The 14,841-nt window shown below is 62.6% G+C and carries 9 protein-coding genes; 5 read left to right on the top strand and 4 right to left on the bottom strand.

All coding sequences use genetic code 11. The annotated features are described in order from the left end of the window. The first annotated feature begins 557 nt into the window (after positions 1-557). The gene (xopX, locus tag ACCQ06_RS03215) at positions 558-2,576 is read left to right on the top strand and encodes a XopX family type III secretion system effector (RefSeq protein WP_316690146.1); all 2,019 of its coding nucleotides are present in this window, start codon (positions 558-560) and stop codon (positions 2,574-2,576) included. Between the two features lie 206 nt (positions 2,577-2,782). Further along, entirely contained in the window at positions 2,783-4,975 is a 2,193-nt protein-coding gene (gene xopX, locus ACCQ06_RS03210; RefSeq protein WP_372365019.1) for a XopX family type III secretion system effector, read from the top strand. A 228-nt stretch (positions 4,976-5,203) separates the two neighbouring features. Here the strand turns inward: xopX (ACCQ06_RS03210) and ACCQ06_RS03205 are convergent, their stop codons facing one another. Both ACCQ06_RS03205 and ACCQ06_RS03200 read right to left on the bottom strand, forming a co-directional pair. Further along, on the bottom strand, positions 5,204-7,600 hold the full coding sequence (locus ACCQ06_RS03205; RefSeq protein ID WP_316690144.1) for a beta-glucosidase: 2,397 nt from the start codon (positions 7,598-7,600) through the stop codon (positions 5,204-5,206). Between the two features lie 195 nt (positions 7,601-7,795). Next, positions 7,796-8,722: an alpha/beta hydrolase gene (locus tag ACCQ06_RS03200; protein WP_316690142.1), complete on the bottom strand. Its 927-nt coding sequence runs from the start codon at positions 8,720-8,722 to the stop codon at positions 7,796-7,798. Between the two features lie 112 nt (positions 8,723-8,834). On the opposite strand from ACCQ06_RS03200, the gene ACCQ06_RS03195 reads away from it, so the two are divergent. Continuing rightward, positions 8,835-9,752, top strand: a complete 918-nt coding sequence (locus tag ACCQ06_RS03195; RefSeq protein ID WP_104614403.1) for a LysR family transcriptional regulator — start codon at positions 8,835-8,837, stop codon at positions 9,750-9,752. 160 nt (positions 9,753-9,912) lie between these two features. On the opposite strand, the gene groL is transcribed toward ACCQ06_RS03195, so the two are convergent. Both groL and ACCQ06_RS03185 read right to left on the bottom strand, forming a co-directional pair. Beyond that, positions 9,913-11,553: a chaperonin GroEL gene (gene groL, locus ACCQ06_RS03190; RefSeq protein ID WP_228322967.1), complete on the bottom strand. Its 1,641-nt coding sequence runs from the start codon at positions 11,551-11,553 to the stop codon at positions 9,913-9,915. 147 nt (positions 11,554-11,700) lie between these two features. Beyond that, on the bottom strand, positions 11,701-11,988 hold the full coding sequence (locus ACCQ06_RS03185) for a co-chaperone GroES (RefSeq protein WP_003483210.1): 288 nt from the start codon (positions 11,986-11,988) through the stop codon (positions 11,701-11,703). Between the two features lie 443 nt (positions 11,989-12,431). Between ACCQ06_RS03185 and ACCQ06_RS03180 the strand changes: the two genes are divergently transcribed. Together ACCQ06_RS03180 and cutA are read left to right on the top strand one after the other, a co-directional pair. Continuing rightward, a complete protein-coding gene (locus ACCQ06_RS03180) occupies positions 12,432-14,207 on the top strand; it encodes an endonuclease (protein WP_316690121.1) in 1,776 nt (591 codons plus the stop codon). A 297-nt stretch (positions 14,208-14,504) separates the two neighbouring features. Further along, complete coding sequence (cutA, locus tag ACCQ06_RS03175) at positions 14,505-14,837, top strand: divalent-cation tolerance protein CutA (protein WP_104614400.1); 333 nt, start codon at positions 14,505-14,507, stop codon at positions 14,835-14,837. Positions 14,838-14,841 lie beyond the last annotated feature (4 nt).

Below are 14,841 nucleotides of genomic sequence, written 5' to 3'. Positions count from 1 at the left end.
CCGGACGCGGCCGGCGTGGCAGTGCGCTGCAACGACGTCTGCCAGCGATGCATGCACCGCCGCCCCTTGTCCGATGGCCCCCCGACCACGCGGCGCAAACGCCTGCCCAGCGACGCTAGAGCTGCGATGACATCGGTGTCAAGACCAGCCAAAATAATGTGATGCGCATCGTCATTTTGGCGACTTGGGCCGTCGTCGCGGCAGTTAACAAGGCGCGAGCGCACTCGACCGTGCGCTAGGGAACCTCTGAACAACTCGTGGCGTTGCGAGCGAACTCGGGATTTCGCCTGATCGCGGCGGTCGCTCATGCTGGAAATCAATGGATTGCGAGTGACGGAGACTGCCCCAGGTACTGATCGGAAGCTGGCGAAAGAGTTGTTCAGAGGTTCCCTAGTAGCAACATGCCGCGCGATCCTAAGTTGCCGTGGCCTTGTTCCAACGGTTCTTCCTTAAGTGCAGCATTTCGCATCGCGCTGCACAGGCCGGCATTCTTTTTTCGGATGATTCATGCGCGCCATAGATGGCGAGCTGACCATTTCCCCATCAAGGAAACCACCATGGAGATCAAGAAGCCGCCAGTTGCAGGACCCTTTTCTCTCGCTCCATCGCAAGACCTCCATACGGACTCCACACCCGTCGCAGACGGTGCCTCCCCCGCATCGCCGGTGCAGGCGCCGGTGAACCCCAACTTGTCGGCGCTCACTCCGCGCAGCCGTTCGAGCGCGTCCACCTCCAGCTCCATGCGCAGCTCTTCGCCGACTGGATCGCACGCCCCTGAAATGCAGCCGCATTCACCGGAACGCACCTCCGGCACATCCACTGCTGCAACACTGGCCGGACGCGCAAACGCTGCTTTGGCAAGCGGCGTTCGGCACGCCTCTGCTGCGGTATCTAGGGCCGCGTCTAATCTCTGGTCGCTCTCCGACCTGCGTACGATGCTGCAGATGCATGCGGGCGATCCGGCATTTCTGGCAGTTCTGAAAGGGGAGGATCCGGAACAACTGACGCCGCATACCTTGTCGTCCTGTCGCCAGCAAATCCAGGACCTCGGCGAACTCATCAACACTGCACAAGGGCTGAGTCCACATCAGCGCAAGCAGTTGCTGAGCGATATCAAGTCGGTGCAGAACGCATTGCAGCCGCTTGATCACGCCATGCCGGTCTCCTCGAGGGTGTTCAAATCGATCGCCAACCTGATCAATTTTTGGCCGATCGTGGTCCCTAGCCCCCTAATGGGCAAACAAGCAAAAACCTTCGCCTTCACGATGTCCACTGCCACCAAGGGTGTGCTGGCGATGTCGGCCTCGGCGTTGCGTCCCAGCGCCGACGGCCTGCCGTTTCCGTTCGCCGGCGGTCAACTAGGCCGCGACGCGAACGAAATGCATCTCTACAATGTACTGATAAATACGCTATTCCTCACCACCGAACTTCCGAAGAAATTCGGCAATCCAACGTTGCGCAAGGAAGCAGAAGCGGTCAGCCAAAACATAGGCTACGCCGCAGGCCTTTCGGTGAGCTTCACGGCGATAATGCTCACACCGTTCCTGTGGAGCAGTCTTAACAAACTCGGCAACAAGATGCTGGACAAAACGGCACGCCTGGGTGCGGCCGCAGCCGAGGCGGCGGGCCTGAACAACCAGGCGCAACAACTGCGTGCTCGCCTGACGCCTGCCAGCATCAATGACGCGCTGCGCGCTCAGCTGGAGGACATCCGGGGCCAACTGGACGCCTCCTGCGATTCCTTTCAGCAGGCGCGCTGCATCTTCGTCGGTCAGGACGGAGGGCGGGAACTCACCAGAACGGTGAATGCACAATGCACGCATCTGCTAGAAACGCTGGACACGTGCAGCAAACGGCTCGCCAGCGTGCTGCAGCTCGATGGCCACCAGCAGAGTGTGCCACGCGAAATGCGCAACCAAGATGTCGCCTCCAAGGTAGCATTGACGATATTGGCCACTGCGGTGACGGGCTCGACCATCTACCTGGTCCAACCGGATCGGTTAGGCACGATCAATCTGCTCAGCGACACATGCATCGTGACAGCGGTGATGGCGCAATCGACGTTGAACAAGCAGGCCACCCGGCAGGACGCGATGGACCGCTTCAAGGCCATGTGCGGCGGCAGTATGGTCATCGCTCTTGCACTGGGCGCAGAGAAATTGTCCAAGACGCTCACTGACAAGAGCCTGATCGAGTCCTCGCCCAACGCACAGTTCTATGCCGGTGCCATCATGTCGCTGATGGCGGTGACGATGCCGGGCCCGATCGCACGTGGCGCGGAGTTGGCGATGAACGTGGCTGGAAGCAGCCTGATGCGTCTATTCACCGGCCCCGACGGAACCGAGCTTGCGACACGGATGCCTTCCTCTTTTGAGGAAATGCAGGAGCAGATTCAGGCCACCGCCGAATATGTGGAAGGCCTCGACCCAGAGGATCTCGAAAGATACGCAGACATAGTCGGCGAGACCGTTGCGCAGGCGATTGACGCAGCCGCCACCCAAGCACATCCGCAGGTGCCTCGAAGAGGTGTGACCATCACCGAGATAGACGAAACTCCTGCCGCAGCGACGCATTAGCAGTCCTCGGTCGGTCAGCGACGCTGGCCGAGCGCGCTCCGATTAATTAAGTGCATCCAGGTTGCAGTCGATCCGTACCGCAGGCACGCAAGACGGCGTTGCAACGCAACATTTCACATCCGCAGCATGGGCCGACGGCGTGCATCCGGATCATGGTTCGCGCACCACGCGCTGTCTGCTCGCCCCTACATCGAGGACACCACGCTATGGAGATCAGAAACACCCCCGTCACCACACCGTCTTCCTCCGCCCCAGCCTCCGACCATCCCCCCAACGACGCAAACGACCCGGCAGCGCGCCCGTCCGCATCACCGGCAACCACCCCCATCGATCCAGCGCTGACTGCGCTGGCTCCGCTACAACGCACCAACACGCCGTCCCGCACCAGGCAGTCAGCGGCGCCCACCGACGCACCATCGCTGCGCGCGCGCGCGCAGTCGGCGCTGACCAGAGGCGCGCAGCAAGTGTCGGCAACGGCATCCAGCGCTGCGTCCAATCTCTGGTCGCTGGTAGACCTACGCAGCATGCTGCAGATACATGCCGACGATCCGGCCTTCTTGCGCGTGGTACGCAGCCTGGGTTCGGAGAGCGGCGGGCCCGCCAGCCTGGAGATGTGCCGCCAGTCCGTCTCGGAATTGCGCGACGTCGTGGCCGACCGCGAAAATGGACTGGAGAATCGTCTCCGACAGCAGTTACTCGGCGATATCAAGGCCGTGGAAGACGCGTTGCACCCGCTGGAACACGGCACACCTGCGCTCGGGCGCACGCTGAAGTCGCTGGCCAACCTGGTCAATCTGTGGCCATTGGCCGTACCGAGCCCGCTGCTCGGCAATCAGGCCAAGACCTTTGCCTACTCCATTGCCGCAGCGACCCGCGGTGTAATGACGCTGTCGGCATCGGCACTGCGGCCAACCGCCGATGGCTTGCCGTTTCCACTGATGGGAGGCCAGTTAGGGCGCGACGCCAACGAGATGCACCTGTACTCCATCCTGCTCAATGGCATGTTTCTCGGCACGGAACTGCCCAAGAAGTTCGGCAATCCGTCCACCCGGCATCAGGCCGAAGCGGTGGAAAATAACCTGGGATTTGCCGCAGCCGCATCGGCCGCCTGTGCCGCGCTGGTGCTCACGCCGTTCTTCTGGCACAGCATCAATGCGCTCGGCAATCGGCTGTATCAACGGGCCTCGCACATGGGGGCGAACCTGGCGCAACGCGCAGGCTTGCCAGCACACGCCGAGCGGATGCGTACCGCCCTGACCCCCGGCCAGATCACCACGCAGCTGCGTACGCAGCTCGACGAGATCGGCCAGGCGATACTGTCCGGCAGAGACGCATTCCAACAGGCGCGCCGCGATTTCAGTGGCGAGGAAGACGGCGGCGAACTCACCCGCACGCTCAATGCGCAGTGCACGCACCTGCTGGAAACGCTGGATCGATGCAGCAAGCGATTGAGTGCGGCACTGCATGCCGATCAGGACCAACCGGCAGCGATTCCCCGCCAGATCGACAATCACGATTTCTCGTCCAAACTGACCTTGGCACTGCTGGGCGGGGGCGTGACCGGGCTGACCGTCTATCTGATCCAACCGGACCGGATCGGCACGGTCGACCTCATCGCCGACTCGATCGTGGTGACGACGGCGATGTTGCAGTCGACGTTCAATGCGAACGCCAATCGCCAGGATGCGATGGAGCGTTTCAAGGCCATGTGTTCCAGCAGCATGGTCATGGCACTGGCGCTTGGCGCGGAGAAGCTATCCAAGACCTTCGCCGACAAGAGCTTGATCGAAGCATCGTCCGCATCGCCGTATTACGCCGGCGCCATCATGTCGTTGATGGCGGTGACCATGCCAGGCCCGATGGCACGCGGCTCGGAATTGGCGATGAACTGGGGTGGACGCCAGATCACGCGGGGACGCCAGCAGATCATGCGGATGTTCAAGGGGCCAGACGGCACGCCACTGGCCACCGGTCTTCCCGGCACGCAGCAGGAGCTGCAGGAAAGGACGCGCAGTACCTTGGCGTATTTCCTGAGTCTGAAGCAGGAGGATCAGCAGGCCTATGGGCAACTGGTCGCAGAGGCCGCGCTGCAGGCAGTTCAGGACGCCGGCGCCACAGCGCCGACCCGGCCAAGCAGCGTCGTCATCACCGAGATCGAGGAGGGCAGCGAGGGTGCCGAACCGCCGGTTGCGCCGACAACGGCCGACGGCACTGCCGGGCCGTCGACAATCCAGACCGCCACTACCGGCGTCAAAGGCGGGGTGGACGGCGCCACCGAGAGCGAGATCGACGACCACGCCGGTGGTTCCGCCACCCCCACGTCAACCGAGCACACGGTGGCGCCGGAGGCTGGGACCGACCCTCACGCCAGTGCCAGCAGTTCGTCTCCTGTGCACTGACCAGGCAAGATCGGCACGCGCCACCCATGCCACACCGCTGCTGCGATAACGCAAGAACCCCGCCTCACGGCGGGGTTCTTGTTCAAACGGGCAACCGATGGGACTGGATCAGAAATCCATGCAGCCGATGCTACCCATGCCAGCGCCGGCCGGCATTGCCAACTCGTCCTTCTTCGGCCTTAACCACGCGCCGTGCCATCTTCGATGGACGGAGTCACCCCACAGCTCTCACGCGCCACCACCAGAAGGCCTGACGGTGCGAGCGCCCACGTTCAACGACATAGACGTCCCCGGATCGGCTGCGTTGTCCGCCAAGCGAACGCTGTAGGTGCCTTCCGAAATCGCCCACCGACGCGCTGCGCTGTCGAACCTGGCGAAGAATCTTGGATCGATCGCAAGCTCCAACGTTTTGCTCTCGCCCGGCGCAAGCGCGACGCGCGCGAAGGCACCAAGCCGTTTTGGAAATTTAATCGCGCCCTCGCCCGCCACATACACCTGCGCCACATACGCTCCGGCACGGTCGCCGCAATTGCTGACAACAAAGCGAGCGACGAACCTGCCACCTTCGTCACTCACGTGAAAGTCATGGGTTTCAAAGCGCGTATACGACAACCCGTATCCGAACGGGAACAGCGGTGTTAGCGAGCGCGCGTCGAACCAGCGATACCCTACGTCCGCGCCCTCGACGTTGTAATCCATGCAGAAGATCTCGCCCTTGATCGGCTCCCCCGGATTGGACGTCGTGGTCGACGGATCTCGCTGCTCAGGATGCGGCAACTGTTCGACGCTCTGTGGGAACGTGATGGGCAGGCGCCCGGACGGGTTGACGCGGCCAAACAAGATGCCAGCGATGGCGTCTGCGCCGCCCAGGCCAGGATAGAACGCTGCGACCACGCCAACGACGTCGTCCAACCAGGGCATCGTGACCGGGCCACCTGAGATCAGCACGACCACGGTGTTTGCGTTGGCCTTGGCCACGGCAGTGATCAATGCATCCTGACCATCGGGCAAGGAGAGACCTTGGGCATCTTGACCTTCCGAACGCCATTCTTCGGCAACGACGATGACCGCATCGGCACCATGCGCCGCTGCGACGGCTGCGGCCGCGTCGTTCGCGCTCACATAAGCGACCTGCGCCGCGCAGGCTTCGGCCCTGATGGCGTTCAAGACCGAGCTGGGATGGTAGACCTTCTCCATCATCGTGCCCATGAACTCGAAGCCCGGCTTGGTCACGCTGCCGATCGGAGTGACGGCAGACGAGCCGCCCCCTGCCACGACGCCGATGTCCGCCTGCGTGCCGATGACGACGATGCGGTTAGCGCCCCTCGAAAGCGGCAGGACATCGGCCTGGTTCTTGAGCAATACGATGCCTTGCTCGGCAGACCGCTGCGCCAACAGGCGATGCGCGGCGTAGTCGATCGCGGCGCCTGGCTTGGGCGGATTATCGATAACGCCGACGGCAAACAGGCTACGCAGCTGACGATGCACCATGTCGTCGATACGCGATTGGGGGACCAAGCCCTTGCTGACGGCGGTTCGCAGCGGTTCGGCGAAATAAGGCTCAGGGTCCAGGTTCGCTCCGGATTGAACGTCCAGCCCGGCAAGTGCGGCCTTCTCCACCGAGTGTGTCGCCCCCCAGTCGGACATCACCCAACCCGGATAGCCCCATTCCCCCTTCAATACGGTGTTAATGAGGTAGGTATTTTCGCTGGCCCACTCTCCGTTGACCAGGTTGTAGCCGGGCATCACGGCGCCCGGTTCGCCAATCTCAATCGCGATTTTGAATGCGAGCAGATCCGACTCGTGGAGCGCCTGATCGGCGATGTGCGAGTTCACCACCACGCGCCCGGTTTCTTGCGGGTTGAGCGCAAAGTGTTTGACAGTCGAAACCACGCCTTGCGACTGAATACCAGCAACGGAGTTGCCAGCGATCACACCAGTGAGCAGCGGGTCTTCGGAGACATATTCGAAGTTGCGTCCACCACGTGGCTCACGTACCAGATTCGCCCCGCCCGCCAACTGCACATTGAACCCTTTGGCCCTGGCTTCCTGCCCAACCATCGCGCCCGTTTCGCGCGCCATGATTGGATTAAAGGTCGCCCCCAGCAACAACGACGACGGCAGCGCTGTGGCGTTGTCGCCAGGACGCACATTGGCCAGATTGCCTACACCCAGGCTTGCATCGGTTTGCTGTTGCGCAGGAATGCCCAAACGCGGCACTGCCGGGTAGTAGGCCGCTGATCCGAGCGCACCTTCCGGCTTGTCACTGCCTGCAATCGGAATTGCCATTGGCCCGGACAACCATGCAAATTTCTCGTCCTCGGTCATCGCCTGAACCACCAGCCACGCACGCACCTCTGCTGGCAGGCTTGCATCAGACCAAGGGAATTGCTGCGCGTCCGCAGCAGCCGATCGAGCATGGCCCTCACCGACAATGCGAGCGTTGTCCGTGTCTTTCGGCGTATCGCTGCGAGATGGGCTGTGCAAGACAGAACTCCTGAAAAGTTTCTGGAAAGATAAATGTTTGAAAGTGTCGAGGCGATGAAGCGCTGCGCTCGAATGGGTGCGTCGCGCGAGCAGCGGATCGCTTGTCACCGAGGCGAAGCTTTCGTGCTTGGCATTCAATGAAAGATCGATGACTCAGACATCGCATAACAGCGGATGGTGAAGATGATTGGCCACTCAGCGTCACGCCGGCTTGCCAGCAACCTCCTATCCAACGCCGCTGTGCGACCGGCTTTTTCGCCGATAGTAGTGTGTTCAAACAGCAGCATCAGTCGGTTGCAAGCCTGCCGCTTCTGTGAGGTCATCCCGACAGCGTCAGCTCGAGGTCTTTTCGAGCTGCGCATTCAAGAATCGCACTGAGCTTGCAAGTGCTTGGCGAGCCTCGGGAAGTGCGTTTGCAAAAAAGTGCCACGCATGGAACATGCCCGGCCAGACTTCAAGATCGACGCGGACACGGTTGTCGCCCAGATGCGTCGCCAGGCGCATCGCGTCGCTCAACATCAACTCGTTCTCGCCGATCTGAATCTGGATCGGTGGCAGGCCAGTGACATCGGCAAACACAGGAGATGCCATCGGATGATTCGGCAATGCATCGCCCAAGAAAGTGCGAGCCAAGAAGCGCAATCCCGCTCCGGTATTCAGCGGATCGAGTCCTTCGCGATTGGCGACCGATGCCCCGGTGTGCTCCAGATTTGCCCAAGGCGAAATCGCAGTGCCGGCTGCAGGAAGAGGCAAGCCTGCGTTGCGCGCTGCCACCATGACGGAAACCACCATCGCGCCACCAGCCGATTCGCCGGCGAACACGATTTTTTGCGCTGGGATGCCTAACGCAAGAAGTCCCTTGTAGGCCGCTAGCGTGTCGTCAATCGGCGTAGGAAAAGGATACTCGGGAGCAAGCCTGTAATCGGGAATGTAGACCCGTGCACCCAGCATCTGCGCGTAATTGCCGCCTATTCCGTGATATCCATCGGGCGCACCGACGATATAGGCCCCGCCGTGAATATAAAACAGGACGGCATCGGTGTTCTGCGTTGCCGGAGTCACCCGCGTGGCGGGCACGCCGTTCAGATCGATCTTCTCGAAACTCACGTCCGCTGGCGGCAGCTGCTTGGCCAGCATGGCGACGTAGCTGTCGCGAATGTCTTTCATCGTGAGTGTTTTATTTTCCCCGGTCACTACCGGGGCAAGCTCTGCCAGGCTCTGAGCCCACGCTTTGACGCTTGCCTTGACGTTCTTGTTCACAGAAGTTGCCTCAGTGGATCATTGGTTCTTGAAAACCGGTATGCCAAGATTAGGCGCACGATTGGGGAATGTGGTTCCCCACTGATCCGGTGATCAATCCCTAGAGGCCTCGATGGAACTCACGAACATCAACGACATTGTCGCGTTCGTTACGGTCGTTGACAGCGGCAATTACACGCTGGCCGCCAAACGTCTGGGGTTGACGCGCTCGGCCGTTGGCAAGCGCGTCGTTCGTCTGGAGGAAAGACTGGGGATGCGTCTGTTGAACCGGACGACCAGGAGCTTGAGCCTGACGGATGATGGGCACGTTCTGTATGCGAGAAGCGCTCTGATCCTTGAGGATCTGAAGGAAACAGAGACCGCGATGGCGCTGCGTTCGGAAGCTCCCTATGGCCGCCTCGCCATCAGTGTTCCTGTGACACTGGGAGTGAGGTATGTGCTTCCGCTAGTGGAGCAGTTCATCGACACCTGGCCAAACGTCGGCGCAGTTGTGCAGTATTCCGATCGCTTTGTGGATCTGATTGAAGATGGTATCGACATTGCAGTGCGCACCGGACCTGCACGCGAGGACTCTCGCATCTTCAGTCGAACCGTCACGCACCAACGCATGGTGGCGTGTGCATCGCCCAGTTACCTAGCGAAGCACAACGCGCCACAAACTCCATCCGACCTGGCTCAGCATCATTGCTGTTTCTTTCTAGACGAAGGACGCCCAAGACCATGGACGTTTCGAACTGAAAAAGGCGATGCATCCTTTTCGACTGCAAGCAGACTTGTCATGGACAGTGGGGAAGCCTTGCAACATGCAGCCTGCGCCGGGGTAGGCATTGCCCAACTTCCCGACTATCTCATCCGCGATGACCTCGCATTGGGAACATTGGTGAGGATCTTGGAAACATTCGAGCCCGCTCCGGAGCCCATCCGTGTCGTCTATCCGAGCAAGCGTCACCTGTCGCCCAAGATCCGTCGGTTTATCGACCTACTGAGCGACGCATGGAGCGCTGATCCACCGGGCGGAAACAGTCAGTGAGCGGCTGACCACGGCTCCTGCGCCTGGCGGTAGGTGCGCTGCTGAGAGCGCATCGTCATGCAAGCGCAATGACCGTCGCGGTGCACGCAAAAAAAGAGCCCCGCATCGCTGCGGGGCTCCTTCTGACTGCGGTGTTGCGTGTCGGCGTGAGCCGGCTGGATCAGAAATCCATGCCGCCCATGCCGCCCATGCCACCGCCGCCGGGCATTGCCGGCTCGTCCTTCTTCGGCGTATCGGCCACCATGGCTTCGGTGGTGATCATCAGGCCGGCGATCGAGGCTGCGTTCTGCAGCGCCGAACGGGTGACCTTGGTCGGGTCCAGGATGCCGAATTCGACCATGTCGCCGAACTCGCCGTTGGCGGCGTTGTAGCCGTAGTTGCCGGTACCTTCCTTGACCTTGTTCAGGATCACGGACGGCTCTTCGCCGGCATTGGCCACGATCTCGCGCAGCGGTGCTTCCATGGCGCGCAGGGCGATCTGGATACCGTGGGTCTGGTCTTCGTTGGCACCGGTCAGGTTACCGACGGCCACCAGCGCACGCACCAGGGCCACACCGCCGCCCGGGACCACGCCTTCTTCGACGGCTGCACGGGTAGCGTGCAGGGCGTCTTCGACGCGCGCCTTCTTTTCCTTCATTTCGATTTCGGTCGATGCGCCGACCTTGATCACTGCAACGCCACCGGCCAGCTTGGCCACGCGTTCCTGCAGCTTCTCACGGTCGTAATCGGACGAGGTGTCTTCGATCTGGGTCTTGATCTGGCCGACGCGCGACTCGATCGCGGCCGAATCGCCAGCGCCGTCGATGATGATGGTGTTCTCCTTGGAGACCTGCACCTTCTTCGCACGGCCCAGGTCCTTGATCGTGGCCTTCTCCAGCGCCAGACCCACTTCCTCGGAGATCACGGTACCGCCGGTCAGCACGGCCATGTCTTCCAGCATCGCCTTGCGACGGTCGCCGAAGCCCGGTGCCTTGACGGCCACGACCTTGACGATGCCGCGGATGGTGTTGACCACCAGGGTCGCCAGCGCTTCGCCTTCGACTTCTTCAGCGACGATCAGCAACGGCTTGCCGGCCTTGGCCACGCCTTCCAGCACGGGCAGCAGGTCGCGGACGTTGGAGATCTTCTTGTCGTGCAGCAGGATGAACGGGTCGTCCAGATCGGCCGACTGGCTCTGCTGGTTGTTGATGAAGTACGGGGAGAGGTAGCCGCGATCGAACTGCATGCCCTCGACCACGTCCAGCTCGTTTTCCAGGCCCGAGCCTTCTTCAACCGTGATCACGCCTTCCTTGCCGACCTTCTTCATCGCTTCGGCAATGATGTTGCCGATCGATTCGTCCGAGTTGGCCGAGATGGTGCCGACCTGGGCAATTGCCTTGTCGTCGGTGGTGGGCTTGGACAGGTTCTTCAGCTCGACGACCGCAGCCTTGACGGCCTGGTCGATACCGCGCTTGAGATCCATCGGGTTCATGCCGGCAGCCACGGCCTTGACGCCTTCGCGGATCAGGGCCTGAGCCAGCACGGTGGCGGTGGTGGTGCCGTCGCCCGCGTTGTCGTTGGTGCGCGAGGCGACTTCCTTCACCATCTGCGCGCCCATGTTCTCGAACTTGTCGGCCAGTTCGATTTCCTTGGCGACGGAGACGCCGTCCTTGGTGATGGTCGGGGCGCCGAAGCTCTTCTCGAGCACGACGTTGCGGCCCTTCGGGCCCAGGGTCGCCTTGACGGCATTGGCAAGAACGTTGACGCCACGCACCATGCGGTTGCGTGCATCTTCACCGAAACGAATGTCTTTAGCAGCCATTTGTATGTAACTCCGGAAATAGGAAATAGGGAATGGGGAATCGGTAGATCAACAGCGTGAATCGGGGCGGGGTGGGATGGCGAAGGGCGTTAGCCGCTTTGCCAATTCCCGATTCCCAACTCCCGATTCCCGGCGCATAGCGCCTGATCAGCCGATGACCGCCAGGATGTCGTCTTCGCGCAGCACCTTGTACTCGACGCCTTCGGACTTGTAGCTGCTGCCGGCGTACTGGCCGTAGATGACCTTGTCGCCGACCTTGACCACCGGCGCGCGCAGGCTGCCGTTGTCCAGGGGCTTGCCGGCGCCGATGGCGACGACTTCACCCTTGGTGGACTTTTCCTTGGCGGAGTCCGGGATCACGATGCCGCCGGCAGAAACTTCGTCGGCTTCGATCGGCTTGACTACAACGCGGTCGTGAAGCGGCTTGATGCTCATAGATAAGACCCTCTTAAGTGATTGATTGGTCTGGAAATTATCGGCGATGTTAGCACTCGTATGTGACGACTGCCAGCATAGCGCGCGGAAAAAACCCGACAGAGCGGGTGCGGGCCAGAGATTGTGCTGGGCGAGCGGGTTTCAAGGGCCGGGCGCAAAATTTTTTCGTCGGCCGGTCTCGTTCGGAGGCCGGGCAGCGACAACAAAACGCAGCGAACCGTCATCGGGTGGAGTGGGTGTGCGCAGAAAGCCGGACGCCGCGCGCGGTTGCCGTCGCTCGCTTCAGGCAACCGCCCACTTACCGCTTCGAAGTTCGAAAGTAGCCGCCCGCCCGGCCATGCGGGCCGTGTGCCAGCCGCTCTAAAAATGGAACCAGGTTCCATCGTTTGTCATGCGCAGGCTCTACAGTCCGGACAGCATTCCCCGATCACAAGGAGCTGTCGATGAGGTTGCCGTTCCGTCGTCTTCCACTGGCCTGCGCCATTGTCCTGGCCGTCCCCACCGCCCACGCCGCGGTGTTCATCAACGAACTGCATTACGACGACGCGGGCGCCTCCGGCGACACCGGCGAAGGCGTGGAAGTGGTGGCCACCGCCGGCGAATCGCTGAGCGGCTACCGGATCTATCTGTACAACGGCAGTGCGCCCAGCGCAGCGGTGAGCTACGCCAACACGGCGGTACCGGCCGGCAGCCTGGTCAGCTGCGGCAGCCAGGTGCGCATTGCCACCGTCAGCTACGCCAGCAACGGCGTGCAGAACGGGCCCAACGACGGCGTGGCATTGGTGGACCCCAGCGGCCAGCTGGTGCAGTTCCTCAGCTACGAAGGCGCCATCACCGGTAGCGGCGGCCCGGCAGCCGGCGTTACCAGCCAGAACCTGCCGGTCAGCGAGAGCAACAGCAGCGCAGTCGGCAGTTCGCTGCAACTCACCGGCACTGGCAGTGCGGCAGCCAACTTCAGCTGGGCGGGTTCGGCGGCGCAGACCTTCGGCGCCTGCAACCGCGGCCAGACCTTCAACGGCAGCGGCGGCGGTGGCGGCACCACTGGCGCACCGACGATCACCAGCACCACGCCGACCCAGGGCGCGAGCGGCTTCCCGGCGGCCGGCGATCTGGCGGTGGGCTTCAGCGAGGCGGTGACGCTCAGCAGCGGCGCCTTTGCGCTCAGTTGCGCCAGTTCCGGCACGGTGGCCTTGAGCTACCCGACCAGCGGCACCCGCTTCACCCTGTCCACCAACACAGCACTGGTCGGCGGCGAGCGCTGCACCCTGGCGATCACCGCCAGCGCCATCCGCGATGCCAGCGGGCTGAGCCCGGCGGCCAATCAGTCGATCGCCTTCACGGTGGCGACGGCCGGCGGCGGCGGCACCGGCTACTACTCGCGGGTCAACACCACCAGCCCCAGCCAGCTGCGCTGCTCGCTCAATGCCACCATTCGCGGCCACACGGTCTACCCCTACAGCGGGACCGGCACCAGCACCTGGACCATCCTGGAGATGGCCGACGAGGACCCCAACAACAGCGGCCGCATCCTGGACGCCTACCGCAACCGCAGCTACGCCAAGGTCAGCGACCGGGCCGGCACCGGCAGCGGCCTGACCTACAACCGCGAGCACACCTGGCCCAACTCGCTGGGTTTCGGCAGCGCCACCGGCGACCGCGGCCTGCCGTACGCGCCCTACACCGATACCCACATGCTGTATCTGACCGACACCACCTTCAACGCCGACCGTGGCAACAAGCCCTACGCCACCTGCACCAGCAGCTGCGGCGAGCGGGTGACCGAGGTCAACGACGGCAGTGGCGGCGGCAGCGGGCGCTATCCGGGCAATTCCAACTGGGTACGCACGCCCGACGGCAACGGCGGTACCTTCGAGGTGTGGGGCCGGCGCAAGGGCGACATGGCACGCGCAGTGATGTACATGGCGATCCGCTACGAAGGCGGCCTTGATGCGGCCACCGGCCAGTCCGAACCGGATCTGGAGCTCACCGACGACCGCAGCCGGATCGTGCAGACCTCGTCTTCGCCCGCCTACATGGGCCTGCTGTCCACGCTGCTGGCCTGGCACCAGGCCGACCCGCCGGACGATGCCGAACGTGCGCGCAACCAGGTGGTCTTCAGCTTCCAGGGCAACCGCAATCCGTTCGTCGACCATCCCGAATGGGCCACCGCCGGCCTGTTCAATTCGGCCAAGCCGGCCAGCTGCCAGCTGGCCAACTGAGAGCCATCGGGCCGGCGTGCGGTGGGTGCGGGACGCCAATGGCGGCGATAGCCGACCGGTGGCATGTCGCCAATCGCATTGCGGGGTGCCGCACTGCGTTGCGGGGTGGCAGATGGTGCGTGCGGCGGGAATACCGGCGTCGGCACCAGGCGGTCATGCACCCGCAAGCCCGACCCATCGCCATGCCGGGCGGGGGAAACGGGTCCCGCCGGCAGCGCCAATCCAGCGAAGTTGACGCCCTGTTGCGGAACGCGCAGTCGATCCCCCGCAGGTCAGGGGATTACACTGCCGGGTCGAATGAACGCCTCTTCCCTCCATTTGTTGTTCAGCACCTGCCCGGATGCCGACAGCGCCGACCGCATCGCGCATGCCTTGCTCGACGAACGGCTGGCCGCCTGCGTCACCCAGCTGCCCGGCGCGCAATCGCTGTATCGCTGGAACGGGGAGATCGCGCGCAGCACCGAGGTGCAGTTGCTGATCAAGACCTGGGAAGACCGCCTGCCCGACGCCATCGCGCGGCTGCGGGCGCTGCATCCGTATGAACTGCCGGAGGCGGTCGCTGTCCAAGCCAGCGCCGGGTTGCCGGCATATCTCGATTGGGTCCGGGCCGACACCCGCAAGGAATCCTGACGTC

This window comes from Xanthomonas sp. NCPPB 4467, assembly GCF_041475665.2.
Taxonomy (GTDB): Bacteria; Pseudomonadota; Gammaproteobacteria; order Xanthomonadales; family Xanthomonadaceae; genus Xanthomonas; species Xanthomonas dyei.
This window is presented reverse-complemented; position numbering and strand designations above follow the sequence as displayed.

Excerpts from the sequence above, each read along its gene's own strand:
- xopX (WP_316690146.1), top strand. The coding sequence starts at position 558 with ATGGAGATCAAGAAGCCGCCAGTTGCAGGACCCTTTTCTCTCGCTCCA.
- xopX (WP_372365019.1), top strand. The coding sequence starts at position 2,783 with ATGGAGATCAGAAACACCCCCGTCACCACACCGTCTTCCTCCGCCCCA.
- ACCQ06_RS03195 (WP_104614403.1), top strand. The coding sequence starts at position 8,835 with ATGGAACTCACGAACATCAACGACATTGTCGCGTTCGTTACGGTCGTT.
- groL (WP_228322967.1), bottom strand. The coding sequence starts at position 11,553 with ATGGCTGCTAAAGACATTCGTTTCGGTGAAGATGCACGCAACCGCATG.
- ACCQ06_RS03185 (WP_003483210.1), bottom strand. The coding sequence starts at position 11,988 with ATGAGCATCAAGCCGCTTCACGACCGCGTTGTAGTCAAGCCGATCGAA.
- ACCQ06_RS03180 (WP_316690121.1), top strand. The coding sequence starts at position 12,432 with ATGAGGTTGCCGTTCCGTCGTCTTCCACTGGCCTGCGCCATTGTCCTG.
- cutA (WP_104614400.1), top strand. The coding sequence starts at position 14,505 with ATGAACGCCTCTTCCCTCCATTTGTTGTTCAGCACCTGCCCGGATGCC.